Below are 23,976 nucleotides of genomic sequence, written 5' to 3'. Positions count from 1 at the left end.
CTTATTTTGGCTCAACAAAATGAGGTGGGAACATGGGTTTATGAATCAAATATAATTATTCCGCAGTAGCTCAGTGGTAGAGCTATCGGCTGTTAACCGATCGGTCGTAGGTTCGAATCCTACCTGCGGAGCCATATGGAGAAGTACTCAAGTGGCTGAAGAGGCGCCCCTGCTAAGGGTGTAGGTCGGGTAACCGGCGCGAGGGTTCAAATCCCTCCTTCTCCGCCAGAACTTTGGCCCCTTGGTCAAGCGGTTAAGACACCGCCCTTTCACGGCGGTAACACGGGTTCGAATCCCGTAGGGGTCATTTGCAAAAGCTGATAACAAACGTTATCAGCTTTTTTCGTATATCAAAATTTATATGTCGCCCCTTTTTATATTAAAAAGATGTCTATCAGATAGAATGACTCAAAATCTTTTTTTAGTTTTCCTAATGCCCAATTCTCAGGTTTTACAATAGACAAAAAGACTGCTTCTCAATCATGATTGATTGGAGCCTATGATTCCCAAAAAGGATGAAGCTCCGCAAAAACGGGATTCAAAGCAGGCGTATGATGCCCAAAAAGGATGAAGTTCTGCAAAAATGGGAATCAAAGCGGGTGTATGATTCCCAAAAAGGGTGAAGATTCGCAAAAACGGGAATCAAAGCGGGTGTATGATTCCCAAAAAGGATGAAGCTCTGCAAAAATGGGAATCAAAGCGGGTGTATGATTCCCGAAAAGGGTGAAGTCCAGCGAAAAAGGGAATCAAAGCAGGCGTATGATGCACGATGAAAGGGTATTCGCCAATAAGTATTAATGGGATCATATGAGGCTTGGCAGCCGGATGTTTGGATTTACAAAAAGATTAGTTGCAAACTTCAAAGAATTATTTCTAATTTTAACATATAACTACACGGTGATTACTTTGCCGTTGTTGGGCTCCCTGTTTCGAGGTCGATTCGTGAACTGAAAAGAGCGGGTAACAGGCTTCCATTTCTACTTTTTCATGGAAATATAAATTCAAAGAAACACGAGTACCTCGACAGCCGCTTTCTCCTTATTTCTTCCTTTTTGAATAAAATGTATACTCTTTTTTAAATCCCTTAGACCAGAAAATTATTATACATACAATAATATTCTCTTTGTTTTTAATAAACCGTTCCGAAAAAAATTCCACAAAAGTAGACAACCGAAACAAATAAGCAGTCTCCCTCTAAACAAGAAAAATTTTTATGAAGTGAAGAATTTTGTGAAATAATGCAGGATTGTGTCGATTTGTGACGCAAAAACTTTAAATTCGACATAATTCTAGCGCAAATCGATTAAACTATATCGATTTATAGATTAATATGTCAGAAAAATAAATAAATTATCTCAAGGAATTTTGACTTATCTGGAGAATTAATATAATAATGCGGAAATATATTTTTTAAGTAGGGATGAGGGATCGAATGGCAGTGAATACTTACTATCCAACAGATTATCAGATTCATTTGTTCCATGAAGGAAATCTTTTTCAGAGTCATCAGCTTTTCGGCGCGCATGTTTTGAAACAATCCAATTCGGTTTGTACGCGTTTTATCGTATGGGCGCCCAATGCGCAAAAAGTACGATTGGCTGGCGATTTTAATCAGTGGTGCGGGGAAGGATACGAACTTGAAAAGATAAATGATCAAGGAATTTGGATCCTCTTCGTTGATGAAGACCTTGAAGGAAGCTTGTATAAATATGAAATTTTTACAGAACACGGCGGTGTCCAGCTTAAATCTGATCCATTTGCATTTTATTCAGAGCTCAGACCAAACACGGCCTCCATTGTCTACAACATCAAGACCTATGACTGGAAGGATTCTCAATGGAATGCCAAAAAAGAAAAGAAAAACGCTTTAACGGAACCGATCCTTATTTATGAAGTACATTTCGGTTCGTGGAAAAAGAAAGAAGATGGTGAATTTTTCACTTATCGGGAAATGGCGGATGAATTGATTCCATATGTCAAAGAGCATGGATTCACCCATATTGAACTGCTGCCTCTTGTTGAGCACCCGCTCGACGTTTCATGGGGATACCAGGGAACGGGTTATTTCTCTCCCACTTCACGGTACGGCACACCCGAAGAGTTAATGTTTTTTATCGATCAATGTCATCAAAATGGAATTGGTGTGATTCTTGACTGGGTTCCTGGTCATTTTTGCAAAGATGCTCATGGATTGTACCAGTTTGATGGAGGCCATATTTTTTCCTACCGTGAAGAGATTGACCGTGAAAATCCTGTATGGGGAACGGCCAATTTTGATTTAGGGAAATCTGAGGTGCAAAGTTTTCTCATCTCCAACGCGCTATTTTGGATGGAGAATTATCATATCGACGGTTTTCGAGTCGATGCGGTTGCTAATATTATTTATTGGCCGAATTCGCCTGGGAAACATGAAAATCCATTTGGTATCAGCTTTTTGAAAAAATTAAATCAAACTGTCCATGAGCATGATCCATCCTTTTTAATGATGGGGGAAGATTCAACAGATTTTCAGAACGTGACAGCGCCAGTGCACTACGGAGGTTTGGGGTTTGATTATAAATGGAATATGGGCTGGATGAACGACATGCTCGAATATATGGAGACGCCCCCGTTTTCTCGCACTCCGAAACATCAAAATGTAACCTTTTCTTTGTTGTACGCCTTTTCGGAAAACTTCGTCTTACCTTTTTCCCACGATGAAGTGGTTCACGGAAAAAAATCGTTGCTTGATAAAATGCCTGGACATTATTGGGAAAAATTTGCGCAGCTGCGATTATTACTAGGCTACATGTTTGCTCACCCTGGAAAAAAACTCCTGTTCATGGGTTTTGAACTTGGACAATTTTCGGAATGGAAAGATAAAGAACAGCTGGATTGGAATTTGTTAGATTATGACATGCACCGCAGTGTAAATGAATATGTTAAAGAGTTAACAAAAGTATATAAACGTACAAAAGCTTTATATGAAATGGATCATCTGCACGAAGGATTTGAATGGATCGATGTGAATAATAGCGAGCAGTCAATCTTTTCCTTTATTCGCAAAGGAAAAAATGAAAAAGAATTTATTGCGGTTGTTTGCAATTTTACTGCGGTTAACTATCAAGACTATCGCATCGGCATCCCCGAATCAGGCGAATACCGCGAAATTTTCAATAGTGATAAAGAGGAATTTGGTGGAACAGGAGCTGTCAATAAGAAGGTAATCAAAGCGGAAGAGATTCCGTTCCATGGCAAGCCGTATTCTTTGAAACTAACGATTCCGCCGTTTGGCATCGTCATGTTAAGACCAGTTAAGAAGAGAAAGGAGAGAAAAGGAAATGGCAAAGAAGAAGTGCGTGGCCATGTTACTGGCAGGCGGGAAAGGAAGTAGGCTTAATTCGCTCACAAAGAATTTAGCAAAGCCTGCGGTACCGTTTGGCGGGAAATATCGAATCATTGATTTTACTTTAAGCAATTGCACAAACTCGGGAATTGAAACAGTTGGAGTTTTAACGCAATACCAGCCGCTTCTATTAAACTCCTATATCGGCATCGGCAGTGCGTGGGATTTGGATCGGAAAGATGGAGGGGTGACCGTTCTTCCGCCATATAGCGAGTCATCCGAGGTGAAATGGTATACCGGAACAGCGAGCGCAATCTATCAAAATTTAAATTATTTAAAACAGTACCAGCCTGAGTATGTCCTGATTCTTTCCGGCGACCATATTTATAAAATGAACTATGAAAATATGCTGGAGTACCATATTGACCGCGGTGCGGATGTAACGATTTCCGTTATCGAGGTTCCATGGGGAGAAGCGAGCCGATTCGGAATTATGGATACGAATGATGAAAAGAGAATCATTGATTTTGAGGAAAAACCGGCAGAACCGAAAAACAATTTGGCCTCAATGGGAATTTATATTTTTAATTGGACTATTTTAAAAGAGTTTTTAGAAATGGATGAACGAAATCCAAATTCGACCCATGATTTTGGAAAAGATGTAATTCCGCTGTTGCTGGAAGAACAGAAAAAGCTCTATGCTTATCCGTTTAAAGGGTATTGGAAAGACGTAGGAACGGTCCGAAGCCTATGGGAAGCCAATATGGATCTTCTAAATGAGGATAGTGAATTGGATTTGTTTGATGCTGACTGGAAAATTTACACGGTTAATCCGAATCAGCCGCCACAGTATATTTCACCAGAAGCAACGGTGAAGGAATCCTTTGTCAATGAAGGCTGCGTGATCGAAGGGGAAATTGAGAACTCGGTACTGTTTCAAGGAGTCAGCGTGGGGAAAGGGAGCGTGATCCGGGAATCAGTTGTCATGCCGGATGCGAAAATTGGGGAGAACGTTTATTTGGGAAAAGCAATTGTTCCTTGCGATTTAACGATTCCCGATGGTATGGTCATCCGCTCAGATGTTGGCGAAATCATCCTTGTAACAGAAGAAATGGTCACGGGCTTGTATTCTGCTTATTAAAGGGATTGCTGTGACACAATTAATTGCTGCGCTTATGCATTACCACATTTACTATGAGCTTTAATCATATCAGGAGGGACTCTAGTTGAAGAAAAAGCTGTTAGGGGTTATAGATGCAACTACTTATCATGAAGATTTAAAAGATCTGATTGACCATCGATCGCTTGCTGCCTTGCCGTTTGCAGGGAGGTATCGCATTATCGATTTTGTACTCTCGAATATGGTTAATTCAGGCATCAGAAGCGTAGCGATTTTTCCAAAAATGCAATATCGTGCATTAATGGATCATCTTGAATCGGGAAAGAATTGGGATTTGAATCGAAAACGGGATGGGTTGTTCTTTTTCCCATCACCCCTTGTGGAGTATGAAGACAATCGGATTGGTTCATTTCACCATTTTGCCGCCAATTTGGATTATTTCTATAGAAGTACCCAAGAATATTCGTTAATTACCAATTGCTATACTGTTTTTAATCTGAATTTTACCTCTTTGGTAAAGTGGCATATTGCTTCGGAGTGCGATGTGACGGAAGTTGTAAACGAACAGGGTCAATCGTTGGAAATGTATTTGATCAAAACTTCACTATTAATCAACTTAATTGAGACAAGAAATGAAACCGGATATTCCTGTATGAAAGATGTAGTTGAAGATCTTTATCATTCATACGCTATTTGTCACTATCAATACCATGGTTATACTGCAATGGTTGACTCGATTCAAAGTTATTATTCGACTAATATGGAATTATTGAATCCGGAAGTATGGAGAAGGGTTTTCGTGAAAGAACAGCCGATTTTAACAAAAGTAAAAGATGAACCGCCGACTCGTTACCTAAAAGGTGCTGAGGTTAAGAATTCGATGGTTGCCAATGGCTGTTTAATTCGCGGAAAAGTAGAGAATAGCATTGTCTCAAGAGGAGTGAAAATCGGCAAAGGAGCCGTTTTGAAAAATTGCATAATTATGCAAAAATGTCAAATTGGCGAGAATTGCTACCTTGATTCCGTCATTCTCGATAAAGATGTAAAAATTGAGGACGGTACAGTGCTAACAGGCACTGCCCAAAGTCCTTATGTCATTCCAAAAAGTACGGTTCAAGGAGCGTTGATGAATTCGTGAAAGTTTTGTTTGCTGTTTCAGAATGTGGACCATTTGTAAAAACGGGGGGACTGGCCGATGTTGCCGGTTCTCTTCCAAAAGAATTAAAAATGCTTGGCACCGATGTGCGGATCATGCTTCCGAAATACGGGACAATTGCGCAAAAGTTTAAATCGGAAATGAAAAAAGTGAAAGAGTTCACCGTTTCCGTTGGCTGGAGAAATCAGTATTGCGGTATTGAAGAGCTTGAGTACCAAGGTATAACCTATTATTTTATCGACAATGAATATTATTTTAACCGAGATCGTTTGTATGGCTATTTCGATGATGGCGAACGGTTTGCTTATTTCAATCGGGCCGTTTTGGAAGCATTGACCCATTTGGACTTTTTTCCGGACGTTCTCCATTGTCATGATTGGCATACAGCCATGATCCCATATTTACTGCGGGTAGAATATTACAAGCGGAAAAACTTCGGGCTAATCAAGACTGTATTCACAATTCATAATCTGCAATTCCAAGGGATTTTTCCAAAAGAAACACTGCGGGATCTGCTTGGGCTTGGCGATGAATTTTTCCGTCCGGATCAGCTCGAGTTTTACGGAAATATCAATTTCATGAAAGGTGCGCTTGTGGCCGCTGATAAGATTACGACTGTCAGCCCATCGTACAAGAATGAAATCCAAACACCTACATTTGGTGAAAAATTGGACGGATTACTAAGGGCAAGAGGGGAAGACCTTATTGGCATTTTAAATGGAATTGATGAAGATTTTTACGACCCAAAAAACGATTTGCTGATCGATCAGCCATACGATTACCACGATTTTTCCGGGAAAGCCGCAAATAAAACGGCGATTCAACAGCTGTTTCAATTGCCGGAAAAGGAAGATACTCCATTGATTGTAATGGTCTCCCGGCTGACGAAACAAAAAGGACTGGATCTCATCCAGCGTGTGTTGCACGAAATCCTTCAGGATGATGTCCAAGTTGTGATTCTCGGGTCTGGTGATTATGAGTTTGAGCATTTTCTTTGGCACACAGCACAGCAATTTCCGGAGAAGATGGATGTATATCTTGGTTTTAATGAGGAATTGGCTCACCGGCTCTATGCGGCTGCAGATTTATTTTTAATGCCATCACTGTTTGAACCTTGCGGGCTTGGGCAGCTCATTGCCATGAAATACGGTGCAGTACCGATTGTCCGGGAAATCGGTGGATTAAATGATACCGTGACGGCTTGGAATGAATATACAAAAGAAGGGAACGGATTTACCTTCTCCAATTTTAATGCCCACGATATGCTTTATACGATTCGGAGAGCTGTCAGCTTTTATCAAAATCAGGAGGATTGGCCGGAGATCGTAAAAAATGCGATGCGACTGGACTATAGCTGGGCGCAATCCGCGTTTCAGTACAATCAATTGTACGCAGATTTAGTATCGAGGAGTGAAACGCATGTTTTCTAGCATAACGGAGTTTAAGACGACTTTTTTAAAAAGACTGGAAATGTTATGCGGGAAAAGTTTTGCGGAAAGCACGGCAGCGGATCAATATCAGACGCTCGGCCAGATGATCCGTGAATACGTCAGCAACGATTGGATCCGGACAAATGAGCAAAATCGCAATACGAACGAAAAACAAGTATACTATTTGTCGATTGAGTATTTATTAGGCAAGCTGCTGCGGCAAAATTTAATCAATCTTGGCATTGAAGCGACGGTTGAGGAAGGCTTGCTACAGCTAGGGATTGAGTTGGGTGAGATTGAAGAGATGGAAGCAGATGCCGGTTTAGGGAACGGCGGTTTGGGCCGCCTTGCTGCCTGTTTCCTAGATTCTCTCGCTTCTCTGAATTTGCCTGGCCATGGATATGGCATCCGCTACAAGCATGGCCTGTTTGAACAAAAGTTTGTTGATGGGTATCAAGTAGAATTGCCGGAACAATGGCTTCGCGGCGGCAATGTATGGGAAGTCCGCAAACCAGATCTCTCTGTTAAAGTTTCCTTTTGGGGCGAAGTTGAAATGAAAGAAGTCACTGGCCGGCTCACGTTTGAACATATTCATGCCGAGACGATCACAGCGGTTCCCCATGACATCCCGGTCATTGGGTATCAATCAAAGACGGTCAATACGTTGAGGTTGTGGAGTGCCGAACCTTCCCAGTTCCCTGTTAACAGAGATATTTTGCGCTATAAGCGTGAAACAGAATCTGTCTCGGAGCTTCTGTATCCGGATGATACGCATGATGAAGGCAAAATCTTGCGGCTAAAGCAGCAATATTTCTTAGTTTCAGCCAGTTTGCAAACCATTTTGCAGGATCACCGGAAACAGCACGGGCATTTGCGCAAACTCAATGAATATGTATGTATCCATATCAACGATACACATCCAGTGCTTGCAATCCCAGAATTAATGCGAATTTTGCTTGATGAAGAAGGGATAGGCTGGGAGGAAGCCTGGAAGATTACGACGAAGACGATATCGTACACAAACCATACGACCTTAACAGAGGCGTTGGAAAAATGGCCAATCCGGATTTTTCAACCACTGCTGCCTCGAATTTATCAAATTGTCAATGAAATAAACGAGCGCTTTTGCAGAGATTTGTGGGAGCGGTATCCAGGAGATTGGAAACGGATTGAAAACTTGGCCATTATCGCACATGACCAAGTAAAAATGGCGCATTTGGCTATTGTTGGCAGCTTTAGCGTCAATGGTGTTGCCAAGCTTCATACGGAAATTTTAAAACAGCGGGAAATGAAGGGGTTTTACCAGCTGTTTCCTGAAAAATTTAATAATAAGACGAATGGAATCGCCCATCGCCGCTGGCTGTTGAAAGCAAATCCGCTATTGTCGGAGCTGATCAATGATTCCATCGGCTCGTCATGGACACAATCGCCAAGCGAGTTAATCCGCTTGTTGGAAATGAAGACCGATCCTGCGCTTCTGGAACAATTGCATTCGATCAAAATCGCGAATAAACAGCGGCTTGCCAATCTGATTTTTAAACAAACAGGGATGCAGGTGGATTCAGCAGCGATTTTTGACGTACAAGTCAAAAGGCTTCATGCTTATAAAAGACAGTTGTTAAATATTTTGCACATTATGCACTTATACAACCGGATGAGAGAAGATTCAAGTTTTGAGATGGAACCAAGGGTATTTATTTTTGGAGCCAAAGCTTCTCCTGGTTATTATTATGCGAAAAAAATAATCAAGCTGATTAACACGGTTGCCCAAAAAGTAAACAATGATCCGCAGATTGCTGAGCGGATGAAAGTCATTTTTTTGGAAAATTACCGTGTGTCACTGGCAGAAAAAGTTTTCCCGGCAGCTGATATCAGCGAGCAAATTTCGACTGCTTCAAAGGAAGCTTCCGGCACTGGTAATATGAAGTTTATGCTCAACGGTGCCTTGACTGTTGGCACATTGGACGGGGCAAATATTGAAATTCGCGAGCTTGTAGGGGATGAAAACATTTTTACATTTGGTCTGACTGCGGACGAAGTACTGCATTACTTGCAGCATGGAGGCTATCAGTCGATTGAATATTACCATCATGATCATCGGATCAAGCAGGTTGTTGATCAGCTGGTGAATGGGTTTTTCCCGAATGTTCATAATGAATTTGAGCCAATCTTTGATTCGCTGTTGGCCGAAAATGATCAATTTTTTGTCTTAAGGGATTTCGCATCTTACACCGAAACACAAAAGCAGGTGGAGCAAGCGTATAAAAAACGATCCGACTGGTATCAAAAGAGCCTGATCAATATCGCGAATGCCGGTTATTTTTCGAGTGACCGGACGATTCAGGAATATGCAGATGGGATTTGGAACATAAGACAGGTACGTCATTGAAGCTGCTGTTTTGAGATAAGCTATGAAGCTGCAGAATTCCTTGGAAATGGCGTTGAATTAATCCCGAAAACGTCGAATTCAAGACAAATATCGTCGAATTTCTCTTATATTCGTAAAAAAAACTTGTAAAAAAAGAGCTCCATTGCCTGAAACGGCGGGAGCTCTTTCGTTTAAAAATAATGTCCTATAAACAGGCCAATCGCAAGCAAGAAGCCAAAGAAAGTATTGGTTTGCGCGGTTGCTTTCATGGCTGGTGCCATATGGATCGGCAGGTTGTTTTTAATAAATCCTTGCGTCGCCTTGATCGCTTTCGGTACGCTTAAAATCACAATTGCGATCCATGCAGGAGCGACCCCGGTGATGATGAGCAAGAATGCCCAAAGATAAGATAAAGTGAACAGACCAGCTAACAAATAGATGGCTCTTCTTTTTCCTAACAGAATTGCAAGCGTCTTGCGCCCGTTTTCTTTATCACCATCAAGGTCGCGAATATTGTTCGATAACAGGATTTCGCCGACAAGAATCATAATCGGAATTGAAACAAGCACGCTTGTTGCATCAACAGTTCCCGTCTGGATAAAGAACGCAATTAACACAATCAGCATCCCCATAAAAAATCCAGCTACAAGCTCGCCAAAGGGCGTATAGGCAATCGGAACCGGCCCTCCCGTGTAAAAATAACCGACCGCCATGCTGAATGCACCGATTACCGCAAGCCACCAGCTACTGTTTGCAGAAATATAGATTCCTAACAACAAGGCAATACCATAAAAACTTAGTGCTATTTTCATAACAGTTACCGGTTTGATGCCATCGCGGACGATCGAACCGCCGATTCCGACTGAATGCTCTGTATCAAGCCCGCGCTTGAAATCATAGTACTCGTTAAACATATTTGTCGCTGCTTGAATCAAGAGACTCGCAAACAACATAGCGAAAAAAAGACTGAAGTTGATTTTTCCATATCGTAATGCAAGAGCAGTGCCAAGCAATACAGGAACAAATGAAGCGGTTAAGGTGTGCGGGCGCGTCATTTGCCACCATACTTGAAAGCCCCGATTCGCCTCCACAGCTGGTTTGGAATTCGACCTTACATGCGGCTGCATAATTTCCTCTCCCCTTTAAAAATAAATCTCTCTATTAATTTCGTTCAATTTGAAACCTATTTTCCCAAAACTAAGTTTATGGAATCCATCTCCGAGTGTCAATGACTTTCTGTTAGCTAAATAACAAAGGCTATCCTCATCTGGATAATTGAGGAAATCATTCAACAACATTCGTTTCGCTCAGCAAAGAAGTTTTCATATATAATAAGGAATGTACACGTCCACGAATATCGGGTTGTTGACATTGTTCCAATTGGAGTAGTATCTTAAAATAAGCTGTAGATGAATGGATTACAGTCGTAAATGGCTGTTTTGGAGGGATTTTTTTGGTTACCATTCAAGAATCGGAGTTAATCGAAAAGGGGCTTACGGCGATCAATCGGGCTAAGCAACTGGGACGGCCAGTTTTGCTGAGTGAAGTTCATCGTGTGGAGCCGGCAGATCCCTTATTCTTTTTTCAAATAGGGAAAGAAAAGTATTTTGGCGAACGGTTTTTTTGGAAAGATCCTTTGGATGAGATCATTCTGGCCGGTATCGGAATCGCGAAACAAATCCAATCGGATCAGGCTGCTGACCGCTTTTTTCATGTTGAGAAAAATTGGAAGGGTTTTTTGAAAGAAAGCATCGTTCTTAATCCGTTTGCGGAAAATGCCATTGGACCCCTAATGTTTGGCGGTTTCTCGTTTGATCCGTATAAACCAAAGACAGCGTTATGGTCAAAATTTGCTGATTCACTGTTCCATATCCCTAAATATATGCTTAGTGTTATTAAAGGAAAAGCTTATTTAACTACCAATATTGTCTGTACCCAGCATGATGATCTTGAACTACTAAACAACATCACAAAGGAAAGAAATCAGCTATTCCCTATGCTGCAAAAGGATCTGAAAGCAGAAAACCCTACTATCGTAAAAACAAAAGAAATTTCACCTGATCAATGGAAGGCTTCCGTCGATGAAATTGTTACCGATTTAAAAGCAGACGGGGTATTGAAAAAAGTCGTTCTTGCAAGGGAATTACGGCTTTATTTTGACGATGCTGTTGAAGCAGGAACCGTTTTGTCCCGCTTGCTAAAAGAGCAGCATGAAAGCTTTATTTTTGCCTTTGAAGCAAACGGCGACTGCTTTCTCGGTGCATCTCCGGAGCGGCTTGTAAAAAAGCAGGGAAACGATGTTTTTTCAACCTGCCTTGCCGGCTCGATTTCGCGAGGCAGCACAGTTGCGGAGGATGAAGCATTCGGGAATGAACTGCTGAACGATCATAAAAATTTGATTGAACACCATTATGTTGTTGAAATGATTAAGGAAGCGTTGGAGAAGTCGTGCGAACGGGTGGTTCTGCCGGACAAGCCGCAGTTAATGAAAATGCGCGATATTCAGCATCTTTATACACCGGTTATCGGAAAAAGCAAGCAAGGGATCTCACTGCTTCATTTTGTTGAAAGCCTTCACCCAACACCTGCACTCGGCGGACTGCCCAAAAAGGAAGCGGTTGACAAAATTCGCCAAGTTGAACAATTGGATCGCGGGTTTTACGCAGCTCCACTCGGTTGGGTTGATTATAAAGGAAATGGTGAGTTTGCCGTTTCGATACGATCAGGGCTGATCCAAGGACAAGAAGCTTCCCTTTTTGCCGGCTGCGGGGTTGTCGCCAATTCTAATTCAGAAAGTGAGTATTCAGAAACAAGTTTGAAGTTTAGACCAATGCTTCGAGCACTTGGAGGAAATTGACATGAATGATCATCAAGAAGCTTTAACCGCTTATACAGCGGCGTTTGTCGCTGAATTAGTGCAGACGGGGGTTACCGATGTAGTGATCAGTCCCGGTTCCAGATCCACCCCAATGGCAATGGTAATGGCTGAACATCCGGATTTGCATCTTCATATCCATGTGGATGAACGCTCAGCGGCGTTTTTTGCCCTCGGTTTGGCAAAAGCATCAGAGAGACCCGTTGCCATGCTTTGCACATCCGGAACGGCGGCAGCTAATTATTACCCGGCAATTGTCGAGGCGTATTACTCGCGCGTTCCGCTGCTAGTACTGACTGCTGATCGGCCTCATGAACTTCGGGATGTCGGGGCACCGCAAGCAATCGATCAAATTCAGCTTTACGGCCAGCATGTGAAGTGGTTTGTGGAAATGGCTTTACCGGAAAAAAGCAGCGAGATGCTCCGCTATGTGCGAACGGTCTGTGCCCGGGCTGCAGCAGTTGCAAGCCAGGCTCCAGCCGGTCCGGTTCATTTGAATTTTCCGTTTCGCGAACCATTAGTCCCTTTCTTAGGGGAAAATCTGTTTGCGCTTACAGAACGGCCGAACCGCTATGTGAAAATCCATACTGGCGAATTAACAATTGACGAACAGGAACTAAGGGCAATTGCGCAAACAGTAAATGATGTTGACAAAGGAATCATTGTTTGCGGTCAGCTTGCCGATGAGGCATTTGCCCATGCCGTTACGGCTCTTGCAGCAAAATTGCAGTATCCGATTATTGCTGACCCGTTGTCCCAATTGAGAAGCGGAACCCATCCCCAGGATATGATCGTTGAAACATACGATACATTTTTACGGAATAACGAGGCAAAGGATTATTTAAAACCGGATGTCGTGCTAAGATTCGGGGCAATGCCGGTTTCTAAAGCGTTAACAATCTTTTTAAAAGAAAACTACCAGGCTGTGCAATATGTTGTCGATGGTGGTGGCGGCTGGCGTGATCCAGCTGTATTGTCAACTGATATGGTTTATTGCAATGAAACGGTATTTTGCAAAAAAATGGCAGAGTACGTTGAGCCGAAGAAAAAGAAAGACTTTTTTGAAAAGTGGCAGGCGGCAAACCACTTAACAAAAGAGAATATGACTAAGATTCGTGAATTTCACGATTTTAATGAAAGCCGTATGTTTTATGAGCTTGCCCGACTGCTTCCGGATGAAGCGACCCTTTTTGTCGGCAACAGCATGCCGATTCGCGATGTGGACAGCTTTTTCTTTACGAATCCGAAATCGATTAAAATTCTGGCAAACCGTGGTGTCAATGGGATTGACGGCACAATTTCAACAGCCCTTGGTGCATCGCTTTATTCGAAGCCGCTTTATCTGTTAATTGGCGATTTAACGTTTTTCCATGATTTAAACGGATTATTGCCAGCTAAGCTATACCATTTGGATATTACGATTATTCTTGTCAATAACAATGGCGGCGGGATTTTTTCGTTTCTGCCGCAAGCAGAGCATCCGAAGAATTTTGAACAATTATTTGGAACACCGCTCAATTTGGAATTTGAACATGTAGTCCGGATGTATGGTGGAAAATTCACTACTGTTACCGATTTGCAAGGTTTTCAAGCGGCAATGGCGGCATCAAGAACAACAAGCAGCTTAAATGTTATCGAAGTTGTGACAGATCGGGAGAAAAGCACTGCAGAACATCGCGAAATCTGGTCGCTCGTTTCCCGGGAAATATCAAATTTTGTCAAAGGTGACGCTTGATGGAGTATTTTATCGACGATGTCCGCTATTATGTCGAAACTTGTGGCGAAGGATATCCGCTGTTGCTACTCCATGGTTTTACAGGAGACTCCTCGACTTGGCTGCCATTTTGTTCAAAATGGGGTCGACACTCGCGGCTGATTATTCCCGATCTGATCGGTCACGGAAAAACGGAATCACTTCAAGATTTGAAGCGTTATGCAATTGAGTCTGCTGCCAATGATTTACGGCTCCTGCTCGATGAAATCGGGGTCGATCAAGTGGATTTACTTGGATACTCGATGGGCGGCCGGCTTGGACTGACGTTTTCGCTACTTTTTCCTGAGCGGGTACGCAAACTCATTTTGGAAAGCAGTTCGCCCGGATTGTTAACAGAAGAAGATCGTTCTCAGCGCCGTAAGCAGGATCAAAAGTTGGCTTTAACAATTCTTGAAAAAGGAATTGGGGATTTTGTTGATTACTGGGAAAATATCCCGTTGTTTTCGACTGTAAAAGAGGCTCCAGGTGATGTAAAAGAAGCGATACGACAACAGCGACTTTCGCAAAATCCCGATGGACTAGCCAATAGTCTTCTTGGTATGGGAACAGGCTCCCAGCCGTCATGGTGGGACAAACTTCATCTTATCGAGAATGAAACCTTGCTTGTGACGGGTGAAAAAGACAAGAAATTTTGCCGAATTGCTGAAAAGATGTCCGCTGAATTGAAAAAAAGCCGCTGGGCTATGATAAAAAATAGTGGACATGCAATACATGTGGAAGAACCAGAAAAGTTTGGTACAATAGTAAGTGGGTTTTTAACTCAGTTAATGTAGCTGTTTATAATACATATTAAAGGAGGAAATCAGTTTGACAGTAGAATGGGTTGCAGGCCGTAAATATGATGAAATTATTTACGAAACCTATAAGGGGATTGCAAAAATCACCATCAATCGCCCACATGTTCACAATGCCTTCACACCAAAGACAGTGATGGAATTGATTGATGCGTTTGCGTATGCCCGCGATGATTCCGATATTGGCGTTATTATTTTAACTGGAGCAGGAGACAAGGCGTTTTGTTCCGGCGGCGACCAAAAAGTGCGCGGCCACGGCGGCTATGTTGGAGAGGATCAAATTCCCCGGCTAAATGTGCTTGATCTTCAGCGCTTAATCAGAGTCATTCCAAAGCCGGTCATTGCGATGGTAAAAGGGTATGCAATTGGCGGCGGTCACGTTCTTCACATTGTTTGCGATTTGACGATTGCGGCGGAGAATGCCATTTTTGGACAAACCGGCCCGAAAGTCGGCAGCTTTGATGCAGGCTATGGTTCCGGCTATCTTGCCCGTATTGTCGGACATAAGAAGGCACGGGAAATCTGGTATTTATGCCGCCAGTACAATGCGCAGGAAGCGCTTGACATGGGTTTGGTTAACACCGTTGTTCCGCTCGATCAAGTTGAGGAAGAGACGATTAAATGGTGCGAAGAAATTCTTGAGAAGAGCCCAACGGCAATCCGGTTTTTAAAAGCCGCGTTTAATGCCGATACAGATGGTCTTGCAGGTATTCAGCAGTTTGCCGGGGATGCAACATTGCTTTATTACACTACGGATGAAGCAAAAGAGGGTCGTGACGCATTTAAAGAAAAGCGCAAGCCAGACTTCGGCCAGTTCCCTCGTTTTCCTTAATACATTAAACGGCAGCTTGATGGAGTTCCATCAGGCTGTTTTTTTACCAATCTGCTGCGTTAATGAAAGAGGTGAAAAGGATGCAAGTGATGCCTAATTTTTTGATCAAAAGGGCTTTTTTGACTCCTGATCGAACGGCAGTTTATTTTAACAACGAGGAATTGTCATTCAAAGAGCTGTACGAATGTGCACGGAAAACAGCTGGGCAGTTTCAGCAATTTGGATTAAAGAAAGCCGATTTCGCTGCAGTTTTGCTCAAAAACCATCTTGATACCGTCGTCATATTGTTTGCTTTGCAGTTATTGGGAGCAAAAGCCGTCATATTAAATAACAGGCTGACTCCGGCAGAACTAAGCTGGCAGCTGAAGGATTCCCACTCGGCTTTTCTCGTGCTGGAATCTGATTTTGAAGCAGTTTTAAACGAAATACCGCAATCGATCAAAACCATTACAAAAGAAAAATTGTTCGCTGCACCGATCGCCGAACCTGCCATTCAAGCTGAAATCGATTTAAACGGTGTTTGTACGATTATGTATACTTCAGGGACAACCGGCAATCCAAAAGGGGTGTTGCAAACGTACGGGAATCATTGGTGGAGCTCGATCGGTTCCGCTTTAAATCTTGGATTCATGGAAAAGGATTGCTGGCTGTGCACGGTTCCGCTTTTTCACATTAGCGGCTACTCGATCCTGATGCGCAGCGTGATTTACGGCATGCCGATTGTTTTGCATGAACGCTTTGATGTCAACAAAACGATAGAAGATATCCAAGCGAAGAAGGTAACGATCATGTCCGTTGTAAGCACGATGCTATCAAAAATCGTTGATCATCTAGACCATACCAGCCTGCCGCAGCATTTTCGCTGCATGCTTCTCGGCGGGGGGCCTGCACCACGGCCATTGCTTGAAGCATGTGTGGGAAAAAATATCCCCGTATTTCAATCATACGGGATGACGGAAACCGCTTCGCAAATTGTCACCCTTTCACCAGAGTACAGCTTAAGCAGACTCGGTTCAGCCGGAAAGCCGCTGTTTCCTTCTCAATTGAAAATTGTTCTCGAGGATGGCAGGGAAGCGATCGCTGGGGAAGCAGGTGAAATCGTGGTGAAAGGGCCAAATGTGACTGCAGGGTACTTATTCCGTCCGGATGCAACAAAGGAAAAACTGAAGGATGGCTGGCTTTATACGGGTGATGTCGGCTATGTGGAGGAAGATGGATTTTTATTTGTGCTCGACCGCCGGGCGGATTTGATTATTTCTGGCGGTGAAAATATTTATCCAGCAGAGATTGAAGCAGCATTGCTTGGGTATGAAAAAATCGTGGATGCGGGGGTCATTGGCATTGCCGATGAAGTATGGGGACAGGTTCCGGCCGCATTCGTCGTCACAAAAAATGGGTGTGCAGTAACTGCTGAAGAACTAAGCCAGTTTTGCTCAGAGCGGCTTGCAAAATACAAAATTCCAAAAGAATTCGTTTTTGTTGAAAAACTGCCGCGGAACGCTGCCAAAAAGCTTTTGCGCCGCAAGCTTCAAGAGGATTGGGAAAAAGGTGGTACGCGATCATGAAGATCGCATCTGTTCAGCTTTATGTAATTAAAATGCCGCTTAAATCGCCATTTTTAACCCATTTAGGAACGGTTTCCGAGCGGGAAGGCATCATCGTTGAAGTAAGGGATCGGGATGGGGTTTCCGGTTACGGCGAAGGAGTCGCTTTTTCAACCCCATGGTACACGGAAGAAACAGTGCAAACGAGCATGCATATGCTCGCTGACCTATTAATCCCGCTTTTAAAAAAACAGCCAATTGAACATCCTTCACAGGTTGCAGAACAGTTCAAAGCGATCCGCAGAAACAATATGGCAAAGGCCGCGATTGAAACAGCTCTTTGGGATTTGTATGCAAAAAGGAAGCAGCAACCGCTCGCAAAACTACTTGGCGCAACCCGATCTAGCATTCCCTCCGGTGTCGTGGTCGCAACAGATACAACTGCAAAGGCTCTCGCGCAAATTGAAACCTATTTGCAGGAAGGCTATCAGCGGATAAAGGTAAAAATTCATCCCGGGCAGGACATTGCTTTTTTAAAAGAAATCCGCCGTCATTATCCCGATCTGCCGATGATGGCTGATGCGAATTCAGCTTATACGTTAAAAGACAAAGACCGATTAAAAGCGCTAGACGAGTTCAATTTGCTGTTAATCGAGCAGCCACTCGCCTATGATGATTTGATCGAGCATGCCGAACTGCAGCGCGAAATCAAAACTCCGATTTGCCTTGATGAAAGCATTATCACATTCGAGGATGCAAGAAAAGCGGTAGAATTTGGGAGCTGCAAAGTCATTAATCTTAAAATTGGCCGGGTTGGCGGTTTGAGTGAAGCGAAGCGGATTCATGATTATTGTTATGAGCGTAATGTTCCTGTCTGGTGCGGCGGGATGATTGAATTTGGCGTTTCCCGTGCCCATAATCTTGCTCTTGCAGCACTTCCCGGCTTTTCCATACCCGGCGATATTTCTGGATCAAACCGGTTTTGGGACGAAGACATTATTTTGCCAGAAGTGACAGTGAAAAACGGCATGGTGTATGTACCAGATGAGCCGGGGATTGGCTTTTCGCTCAATGTAAAACGGCTAAAAGAAGTGATGATAGCCAAAAAGGAATTGGTTTTTTAAGGGAATTCCTGAACATAAGAAAAGGCCGAGCAGCAATGCTTGGCCTTTAGATTGTTATTTCCGCGCCGGGTTTGCCTTTTCGCGCCGCAAATATCGTTTGTCATTCATAAACAGGCTCCAGAAATAGATGAAGCCGGGGAAAAGAATAGCGAAGCCGACAATGTATGTGATAAAGACGGCACGAAACGAGCTTGGGTCAGTAAAAGCAGACTGGATCGTCACATGAGGGTAAACCATATACGGCAAATGCGCTTTTCCATACACGTAGCTACCGATCAAATACTGAAGGGTAACGGCAACGACAGCAAGCCGCGGCATTCCTATTCGGCCTTTTTTTGACGGCAGAAAAAGGCCGGCATAGCCAATAATGAAAAAAACAAGGGAAAGAACGAGCAGTGCGAAATCGTTCATCATTTTATCGTAAAGCCATGAAGCTTCGCTGCGCAACGTATAGACAATTAATAACGCCATGATTAGAGAAATTGGGCCAATCAGCAGCGCATCTTTTCGATAAACAGAATATGCCTCAAATTCCTCTGAGACCTTTGAATAGTCGGCCAGCAAAAGCGATGAAAGAAACAGTGTGCTAGTGATTGCAAAACCGAAAAACGCATATTCATTCGGGCTGGTGAACAACCCGGCTAAATCCAATGTTTGCCGCTGGGCGGAAAAATCGACATAGTTCCCGTGGGTTACCGGTAAAACACTAATCAATAGACCCGGAATTAGAATTCCGCAAATACCGGAAATATAGGTTAGTACTTTTTCGTATTCATCCGCAATATGAGAAAACACAAGAAAGGCACTGCGAATGGAAAGCAATAATAAAATCAAACTGCCGGGAATGAGCAGAATGGTGCCTAAGGTGTAGGCGCCTCTTGGAAAAAGACTGTAAACGGCTACTACCAGCGCGACAACAAATGTATTTGTTACCTCCCATGTTGGTGATAAATAGCGGTTTGCGATATTTGTTGCCTTTGTTTTTTCTCGGTTAAAATAAAACATCGACCAAAAGCCGGCGCCAAAATCCATTGTCGCCATGACAGCATAAATAAACACAAATCCCCACAACACGGTTACCGCTTTATAAGGATCGACCATGGGAAACACCTCCTCAGGAAATCAAAGCATCATTTTCTATTTCAGCATGGAAAAAATTATGAATTTGAGCCAAACAGCGGCACTCCTGTTTGCTCTGCCCGTTTTAAATCATCCATTACGGTATTCCTTTTAAAGTAATAGCGAAGCACAAACAAAACGGATGATGCCAGCACAAGGTAGACAAGCACAAATAAAATAAACAATATGCCAAGATTATTTGCAGTTGTCACCGAATCTTTCGTTGCCAACACATGATAGATGGTCCATGGCTGACGGCCGGTTTCGGCAAAAATCCAGCCAAATTCAATTCCAAGCATGGCAAGCGGGCCTGAAACGGCAAACAGCCACATCAGCCATTTTGGAAAGCGATCTTTCTTGAGAATTCTGTGCCAAACAAGCCCAATGAGTGAAATAATGATTAACAATGTTCCAACGCCAACCATTGCATTAAATAGTGTGTGGACAAACAGCGGCGGCCAAAATTCTTTCGGGAAATCATGCAGCCCTTTCACCACTGTATCGAAGCTGTTACCGGCTAAAAAACTGAGTGCCCAAGGAACTTCTATTGCCCATTTGACTGTTTCAGTCTTTCGATCGGTAAAACCGCCAATTGCTAGTGGCGCGTGGGACTGGGTTTCAAATAATCCTTCCGCGGCAGCCAGCTTTTCCGGTTGATACTTGTGAAGATATTGCGCGGAATCGTGTCCATTAACGGCCGTCAATAAGGAGAACACAAACCCGACAACAAGGCCAACTATTAAAGCCTTTTTATGAAATTGATAAATTCTTGTACCAAAGCCAGCTTTTAGCATTTTAAAAGCGGAGACGGAGGCAATAATAAAAGCACCGGTTGTGTAGGCTGATAAGGCCACATGGCCGGATGTCACAAAAAAACTTGGATTAAAAAAGGCTTGCCATGGATGGATATCGACAATTTTTCCATTAACGACTTTAAAACCGGCCGGAGTTCCTTCGAATGCATGGACATTTGTAATGAGAACGGCCGAGCCTAATGCACCAAGTGTTACCAATACCAAGCTTCCTATTCTTGCCCATGGTTTGATTCGTTCTGCTGCATATACATAGATCGACATGAACAGGGCTTCAACAAAAAAAGCATAGATCTCGATTTGAAACGGCAAGGCCATTACTTTTCCAATGACCTCCATAAACCCAGGCCACAAAAGCGAAAGCTGCATTCCGGCAATCGTACCGGTTGGAATGCCGACGCCCAACTGCACCCCAAATGCTTTTGTCCATCTTTTTGCCATGACAACATAATCCAAATCCTTTGTTTTTTGATAAAGCAGCTCGGCAGTCAGCATCATCATCGGAAGGCCAACTCCAATTGTCGCGAAAATAATATGAAACCCCATTGTTGTACCAAACAAGCTGCGTGCTAGAAGTAAATCACTCATCCCCATCTTCCTTTCCAATCAACTTTTTTTATTATTCACAAACTCTGAGAAGATATGTAAAATTTCCCTAAAGTTGATAATGAAAAAGAGCTTTTCGAATGTAAAAAGTAAATCAAAAGGAAGATTTGCTTTTTTTATTGTTTATTCTATCGGTATTGGATAAAATGAGCGCAAGAGCGTATCATCAGGGAGTTTAGTATGATGCCATTAAACAGGAATACCAAGAAGGATGTGGCAAGTGTGACCTTATTAAAGGAAATTTTGGACTACAATCAACATTTTGTTGAAAGAGAAGAATACAAAAAATACGCAACGAACAAGTTTCCGAAAAAACGGATGGTTGTGCTAACATGCATGGATACAAGGCTGCTTGAGTTATTGCCAAAGGCAATGAATCTTAGCAATGGGGATGTGAAACTTGTAAAAAACGCTGGGGCAATCGTCAGCCATCCGTTTGGCAGCATTATGAGGAGTATTCTTGTCGCTGTCTATGAGCTGCAAGCCGACGAAGTTTTTGTCATCGGTCACCATGATTGCGGCATGAGTGCGTTGAAGGCGGGAGAAATGATTGAGCGAATGAAAGAGCGGGGGATTTCCGAGGATACGCTTAACACCCTTTCCTATTCAGGGGTTGACTTTGAAAAATGGCTGCACGGCTTTGATAATGTGTTTGAAAGTGTGGAGCAAAGTGTCAGCGTCATCAACCATCATCCTTTAATGCCTGCAGGAATCCCAGTGCATGGATTGGTGATTGATCCGGCAACAGGGAAGCTTGATCTCGTTGTTGACGGATATCAGACGAAAACGGAAGCGGGTACGGCCAAAATAGCGGGCGAATGAGAACTGGAATAATGGCTGTTACTCTTGCTTTTTCTTCGACCACTCTTTTGGAACAGGATCAACTCCTCCCGGGTGGAATGGATGGCAACGGAAAATCCGTTTAATCGTAAGCCACCCCCCTTTTAAGGCACCAAAGCGCTGGATCGCTTCGACACCATAATGCGAACAAGTTGGGTAAAAGCGACAAGTTGGCGGTTTTAAAGGCGATATAACTTTTTGGTAAAAGCGGATGAGATAAATAAGCAGAGTTTTTAACATAATTTTGGCTCCTTGTCTAAATATCTATCTCCAAAATACCACAAACTCATTTTGCCCGTCTAAATTTTGCTTAATGAAAATCGCAGAAATTTGCGGTATGATGGAAGAAGTTTAGGAAAAGGAGAGGTGCTATATGCCGTCAGTAGAAAGTTTCGAATTGGATCATAATGCTGTAAAAGCTCCCTATGTGAGACATTGCGGTGTTCATAAAGTAGGAAGCGATGGGGTTGTGAACAAGTTTGATCTTCGCTTTTGCCAGCCAAATAAAGAGGCGATGGAGCCCGCTGCACTGCATGCGCTCGAACATCTATTGGCTTATACGATTCGCAAGCATGCTGATCAATATGATCATTTTGATATTATTGATATTTCGCCAATGGGATGCCAAACCGGTTTTTACCTTGTGGTTAGTGGTGAACCAACAGTCGATGAAATCATTGAGTTGCTTGAGAACACAATGAAAGATGCACTGGAAATGAATGAAGTGCCGGCAGCGAATGAGGTGCAATGCGGTCAAGCCGCCCTGCACGATTTAGCCGGGGCAAAAGAATTAATGCATGGCTGGCTAAAACACAGCAAAACCGACTTAAAGCAAATTTTCGCTTAAACGGGGCAAAAAACTTCCTATTCACGACGATAGGGAGTTTTTTCTTTCGAGCAAGAGATGTTTCATTTTGTGCCCACTGGGGAAAATAGTACCCGGAGGGATGAACATGTCAAAACAATACATTGAAGCAGTCAATCTACAAGTAGCCAATTTTACCGTCTTATATGAAAAGCTGCATCATTATCATTGGTTTTTAAAAGGACATCATTTTTTTACCCTGCATGTGAAATTTGAAGAGCTTTACAACGAAGTAACCGAACATCTTGATGCGATTGCCGAGCGGCTGTTAATAATCGGTGAAAAACCGCTGTCAACTCTTAAGCAATGTTTAGAAACGGCTTCCATCACGGAAGCAGCAACAAGTGAGCAAACAGAGCAGGAAATGGTTCAAGCGGTCATTGATGATTTTTCCAAAATGATCACCGAAATGAAAGAAGCGATTAAATTGGCAGAAGAGGCCGATGACCATGTAACAGCTGACATGTTTATTAGCATTTCCGAAAGCCTTGGCAAACATGTTTGGATGCTGAAAGCATTTTTAGGATAGGAAAAAGAAAAAACATGTACATCGAAAGGTACATGTTTTTTCTTTTGTTATGGTATGTACATTAGTGAATATTTCGTGGGTAAAATGTTGGTGTGCGCCGTTGTCCGTACTCTTCTTGGGCAAACTTGCCTTTAAGGCTTTCAATCAAGTACAACCCCATTAAATCATACAATTCCTGTGTGTCCATATCATGAATAATCCCCAATAAATCTTCCCGCGACATTTCTTCAAGAAAGGCAAAAGTCAGCATATCAATATCTTCCTCATCACCCGTCAGCTTATTTCTGTATAAATCATAAAGTTCATCAACAAGTCTCATTTTCCGCACCTCCTTTGATAGAAAAAGATCTTTACTTATTCAATACCCTAAAAGTTGAAAAATATCCTACAATCCGTCATTGTAAATAAAATAAACAATTCGTTACGAAAGCGGTATTTCCTTCATTTTATGTGAGGTTTTATTGAAAATGATTGGCAAATTGAAAAAGTACAATGTTCAGTGTTATTTTATGGCAAAATAGGGGAGGAAAGCTGAGAAAGGGTCGTTAGGAAAGTGGCTAACGCCCGTTTTGTCGAAAAGAACCTGAGAAATGGTCATTAGGTAGGGGGCTAACGCCCGTATAGTCGAAAAGAACCTGAGAAATGGTCATTAGGAAGGGGGCTAACGCCCGTATTGTCGAAAAGAACCTGAGAAATGGTCATAAGGAAGGGGGGTTAACGCCCGTATAGTCGAAAAGAACCTGAGAAATGGTCATTAGGAAGGGGGGTTAACGCCCGTTTTGTCGAAAAGAACCTGAGAAATGGTCATTAGGAAGGGGGGTTAACGCCCGTTTTGTCGAAAAGAACCTGAGAAATGGTCATTA

The 23,976-nt window shown here is 42.8% G+C and carries 19 protein-coding genes and 3 tRNA genes; 17 read left to right on the top strand and 5 right to left on the bottom strand.

All coding sequences use genetic code 11. The features are described from left to right. Positions 1-59: 59 nt before the first annotated feature. The 8 genes from ACQYAD_RS03870 to ACQYAD_RS03835 all read left to right on the top strand — a co-directional run bounded on the left by ACQYAD_RS03870 (position 60) and on the right by ACQYAD_RS03835 (position 9,420). A tRNA-Asn gene (locus ACQYAD_RS03870) sits at positions 60-134 on the top strand. Between the two features lie 3 nt (positions 135-137). Next, positions 138-228: transfer RNA gene (locus ACQYAD_RS03865), tRNA-Ser, on the top strand. A gap of 7 nt (positions 229-235) precedes the next feature. Next, positions 236-307, top strand: a tRNA-Glu gene (locus ACQYAD_RS03860). Between the two features lie 1,125 nt (positions 308-1,432). Beyond that, a complete protein-coding gene (gene glgB / locus ACQYAD_RS03855; protein ID WP_430235784.1) occupies positions 1,433-3,373 on the top strand; it encodes a 1,4-alpha-glucan branching protein GlgB in 1,941 nt (646 codons plus the stop codon). After that, complete coding sequence (locus ACQYAD_RS03850; RefSeq protein ID WP_430235782.1) at positions 3,321-4,466, top strand: glucose-1-phosphate adenylyltransferase; 1,146 nt, start codon at positions 3,321-3,323, stop codon at positions 4,464-4,466. Before glgB ends, ACQYAD_RS03850 begins: the two co-directional genes overlap by 53 nt. Before the next feature lie 85 nt (positions 4,467-4,551). Further along, complete coding sequence (locus ACQYAD_RS03845) at positions 4,552-5,583, top strand: sugar phosphate nucleotidyltransferase (RefSeq protein WP_430235779.1); 1,032 nt, start codon at positions 4,552-4,554, stop codon at positions 5,581-5,583. Continuing rightward, positions 5,580-7,031, top strand: a complete 1,452-nt coding sequence (gene glgA, locus ACQYAD_RS03840; RefSeq protein WP_430235776.1) for a glycogen synthase GlgA — start codon at positions 5,580-5,582, stop codon at positions 7,029-7,031. The genes ACQYAD_RS03845 and glgA overlap by 4 nt, the downstream gene beginning before the upstream one ends. Further along, a complete protein-coding gene (locus tag ACQYAD_RS03835) occupies positions 7,021-9,420 on the top strand; it encodes a glycogen/starch/alpha-glucan phosphorylase (protein ID WP_430235773.1) in 2,400 nt (799 codons plus the stop codon). The genes glgA and ACQYAD_RS03835 overlap by 11 nt, the downstream gene beginning before the upstream one ends. 170 nt (positions 9,421-9,590) lie before the next feature. Here ACQYAD_RS03835 and ACQYAD_RS03830 read toward each other — a convergent pair whose 3' ends face one another. Next, a complete protein-coding gene (locus ACQYAD_RS03830; protein ID WP_430235770.1) occupies positions 9,591-10,526 on the bottom strand; it encodes a 1,4-dihydroxy-2-naphthoate polyprenyltransferase in 936 nt (311 codons plus the stop codon). A 326-nt stretch (positions 10,527-10,852) separates the two neighbouring features. Here ACQYAD_RS03830 and ACQYAD_RS03825 point away from each other — a divergent pair, with 326 nt between their 5' ends. From ACQYAD_RS03825 to menC, 6 genes are all read left to right on the top strand, one after another. Continuing rightward, positions 10,853-12,256, top strand: a complete 1,404-nt coding sequence (locus ACQYAD_RS03825) for an isochorismate synthase (protein WP_430235768.1) — start codon at positions 10,853-10,855, stop codon at positions 12,254-12,256. Position 12,257: 1 nt separating this feature from the next. Further along, the gene (menD, locus tag ACQYAD_RS03820) at positions 12,258-14,009 is read left to right on the top strand and encodes a 2-succinyl-5-enolpyruvyl-6-hydroxy-3-cyclohexene-1-carboxylic-acid synthase (protein ID WP_430235766.1); all 1,752 of its coding nucleotides are present in this window, start codon (positions 12,258-12,260) and stop codon (positions 14,007-14,009) included. After that, positions 14,009-14,821, top strand: a complete 813-nt coding sequence (gene menH / locus ACQYAD_RS03815) for a 2-succinyl-6-hydroxy-2,4-cyclohexadiene-1-carboxylate synthase (RefSeq protein WP_430235763.1) — start codon at positions 14,009-14,011, stop codon at positions 14,819-14,821. Before menD ends, menH begins: the two co-directional genes overlap by 1 nt. A gap of 34 nt (positions 14,822-14,855) precedes the next feature. Next, on the top strand, positions 14,856-15,674 hold the full coding sequence (menB, locus tag ACQYAD_RS03810) for a 1,4-dihydroxy-2-naphthoyl-CoA synthase (protein WP_430235760.1): 819 nt from the start codon (positions 14,856-14,858) through the stop codon (positions 15,672-15,674). A gap of 80 nt (positions 15,675-15,754) precedes the next feature. Next, positions 15,755-17,239, top strand: a complete 1,485-nt coding sequence (locus ACQYAD_RS03805; RefSeq protein WP_430235757.1) for an o-succinylbenzoate--CoA ligase — start codon at positions 15,755-15,757, stop codon at positions 17,237-17,239. Further along, positions 17,236-18,342, top strand: coding sequence for an o-succinylbenzoate synthase (gene menC / locus ACQYAD_RS03800; protein ID WP_430235754.1), 1,107 nt, complete (start codon positions 17,236-17,238; stop codon positions 18,340-18,342). Before ACQYAD_RS03805 ends, menC begins: the two co-directional genes overlap by 4 nt. 54 nt (positions 18,343-18,396) lie before the next feature. On the opposite strand, the gene ACQYAD_RS03795 is transcribed toward menC, so the two are convergent. Both ACQYAD_RS03795 and ACQYAD_RS03790 read right to left on the bottom strand, forming a co-directional pair. Beyond that, positions 18,397-19,443: a cytochrome d ubiquinol oxidase subunit II gene (locus tag ACQYAD_RS03795; protein WP_430235751.1), complete on the bottom strand. Its 1,047-nt coding sequence runs from the start codon at positions 19,441-19,443 to the stop codon at positions 18,397-18,399. A 56-nt stretch (positions 19,444-19,499) separates the two neighbouring features. After that, entirely contained in the window at positions 19,500-20,861 is a 1,362-nt protein-coding gene (locus tag ACQYAD_RS03790; RefSeq protein WP_430235748.1) for a cytochrome ubiquinol oxidase subunit I, read from the bottom strand. 240 nt (positions 20,862-21,101) lie between these two features. On the opposite strand from ACQYAD_RS03790, the gene ACQYAD_RS03785 reads away from it, so the two are divergent. Continuing rightward, a complete protein-coding gene (locus ACQYAD_RS03785; RefSeq protein WP_430236096.1) occupies positions 21,102-21,701 on the top strand; it encodes a beta-class carbonic anhydrase in 600 nt (199 codons plus the stop codon). Positions 21,702-21,719: 18 nt separating this feature from the next. Here the strand turns inward: ACQYAD_RS03785 and yidD are convergent, their stop codons facing one another. Then, the gene (gene yidD / locus ACQYAD_RS03780; RefSeq protein WP_430235746.1) at positions 21,720-21,959 is read right to left on the bottom strand and encodes a membrane protein insertion efficiency factor YidD; all 240 of its coding nucleotides are present in this window, start codon (positions 21,957-21,959) and stop codon (positions 21,720-21,722) included. A gap of 133 nt (positions 21,960-22,092) precedes the next feature. On the opposite strand from yidD, the gene ACQYAD_RS03775 reads away from it, so the two are divergent. Continuing rightward, the gene (locus tag ACQYAD_RS03775; protein WP_430235744.1) at positions 22,093-22,566 is read left to right on the top strand and encodes an S-ribosylhomocysteine lyase; all 474 of its coding nucleotides are present in this window, start codon (positions 22,093-22,095) and stop codon (positions 22,564-22,566) included. Positions 22,567-22,672: 106 nt separating this feature from the next. After that, positions 22,673-23,113, top strand: a complete 441-nt coding sequence (locus ACQYAD_RS03770) for a Dps family protein (RefSeq protein WP_430235742.1) — start codon at positions 22,673-22,675, stop codon at positions 23,111-23,113. Between the two features lie 61 nt (positions 23,114-23,174). Here ACQYAD_RS03770 and ACQYAD_RS03765 read toward each other — a convergent pair whose 3' ends face one another. Continuing rightward, on the bottom strand, positions 23,175-23,432 hold the full coding sequence (locus ACQYAD_RS03765; protein ID WP_430235740.1) for a DUF6154 family protein: 258 nt from the start codon (positions 23,430-23,432) through the stop codon (positions 23,175-23,177). Positions 23,433-23,976: the final 544 nt, after the last annotated feature.

The sequence above is a fragment of the Neobacillus sp. SM06 genome (genome assembly GCF_050496765.1).
Lineage (GTDB): Bacteria > Bacillota > Bacilli > Bacillales > Cytobacillaceae > JAEVLT01.
Note: the sequence above shows the minus strand (reverse complement) of the source record. Positions and strands in the feature narration are given on the sequence as shown.

Bases quoted from the DNA above. Each gene is read 5' to 3' on its own strand.
- glgB (WP_430235784.1), top strand. From the start codon at position 1,433: ATGGCAGTGAATACTTACTATCCAACAGATTATCAGATTCATTTGTTC.
- ACQYAD_RS03850 (WP_430235782.1), top strand. From the start codon at position 3,321: ATGGCAAAGAAGAAGTGCGTGGCCATGTTACTGGCAGGCGGGAAAGGA.
- ACQYAD_RS03835 (WP_430235773.1), top strand. From the start codon at position 7,021: ATGTTTTCTAGCATAACGGAGTTTAAGACGACTTTTTTAAAAAGACTG.
- ACQYAD_RS03830 (WP_430235770.1), bottom strand. From the start codon at position 10,526: ATGCAGCCGCATGTAAGGTCGAATTCCAAACCAGCTGTGGAGGCGAAT.
- menD (WP_430235766.1), top strand. From the start codon at position 12,258: ATGAATGATCATCAAGAAGCTTTAACCGCTTATACAGCGGCGTTTGTC.
- menH (WP_430235763.1), top strand. From the start codon at position 14,009: ATGGAGTATTTTATCGACGATGTCCGCTATTATGTCGAAACTTGTGGC.
- ACQYAD_RS03805 (WP_430235757.1), top strand. From the start codon at position 15,755: ATGCAAGTGATGCCTAATTTTTTGATCAAAAGGGCTTTTTTGACTCCT.
- menC (WP_430235754.1), top strand. From the start codon at position 17,236: ATGAAGATCGCATCTGTTCAGCTTTATGTAATTAAAATGCCGCTTAAA.
- ACQYAD_RS03795 (WP_430235751.1), bottom strand. From the start codon at position 19,443: ATGGTCGATCCTTATAAAGCGGTAACCGTGTTGTGGGGATTTGTGTTT.
- ACQYAD_RS03790 (WP_430235748.1), bottom strand. From the start codon at position 20,861: ATGAGTGATTTACTTCTAGCACGCAGCTTGTTTGGTACAACAATGGGG.
- yidD (WP_430235746.1), bottom strand. From the start codon at position 21,959: ATGTTAAAAACTCTGCTTATTTATCTCATCCGCTTTTACCAAAAAGTT.
- ACQYAD_RS03775 (WP_430235744.1), top strand. From the start codon at position 22,093: ATGCCGTCAGTAGAAAGTTTCGAATTGGATCATAATGCTGTAAAAGCT.
- ACQYAD_RS03770 (WP_430235742.1), top strand. From the start codon at position 22,673: ATGTCAAAACAATACATTGAAGCAGTCAATCTACAAGTAGCCAATTTT.
- ACQYAD_RS03765 (WP_430235740.1), bottom strand. From the start codon at position 23,432: ATGAGACTTGTTGATGAACTTTATGATTTATACAGAAATAAGCTGACG.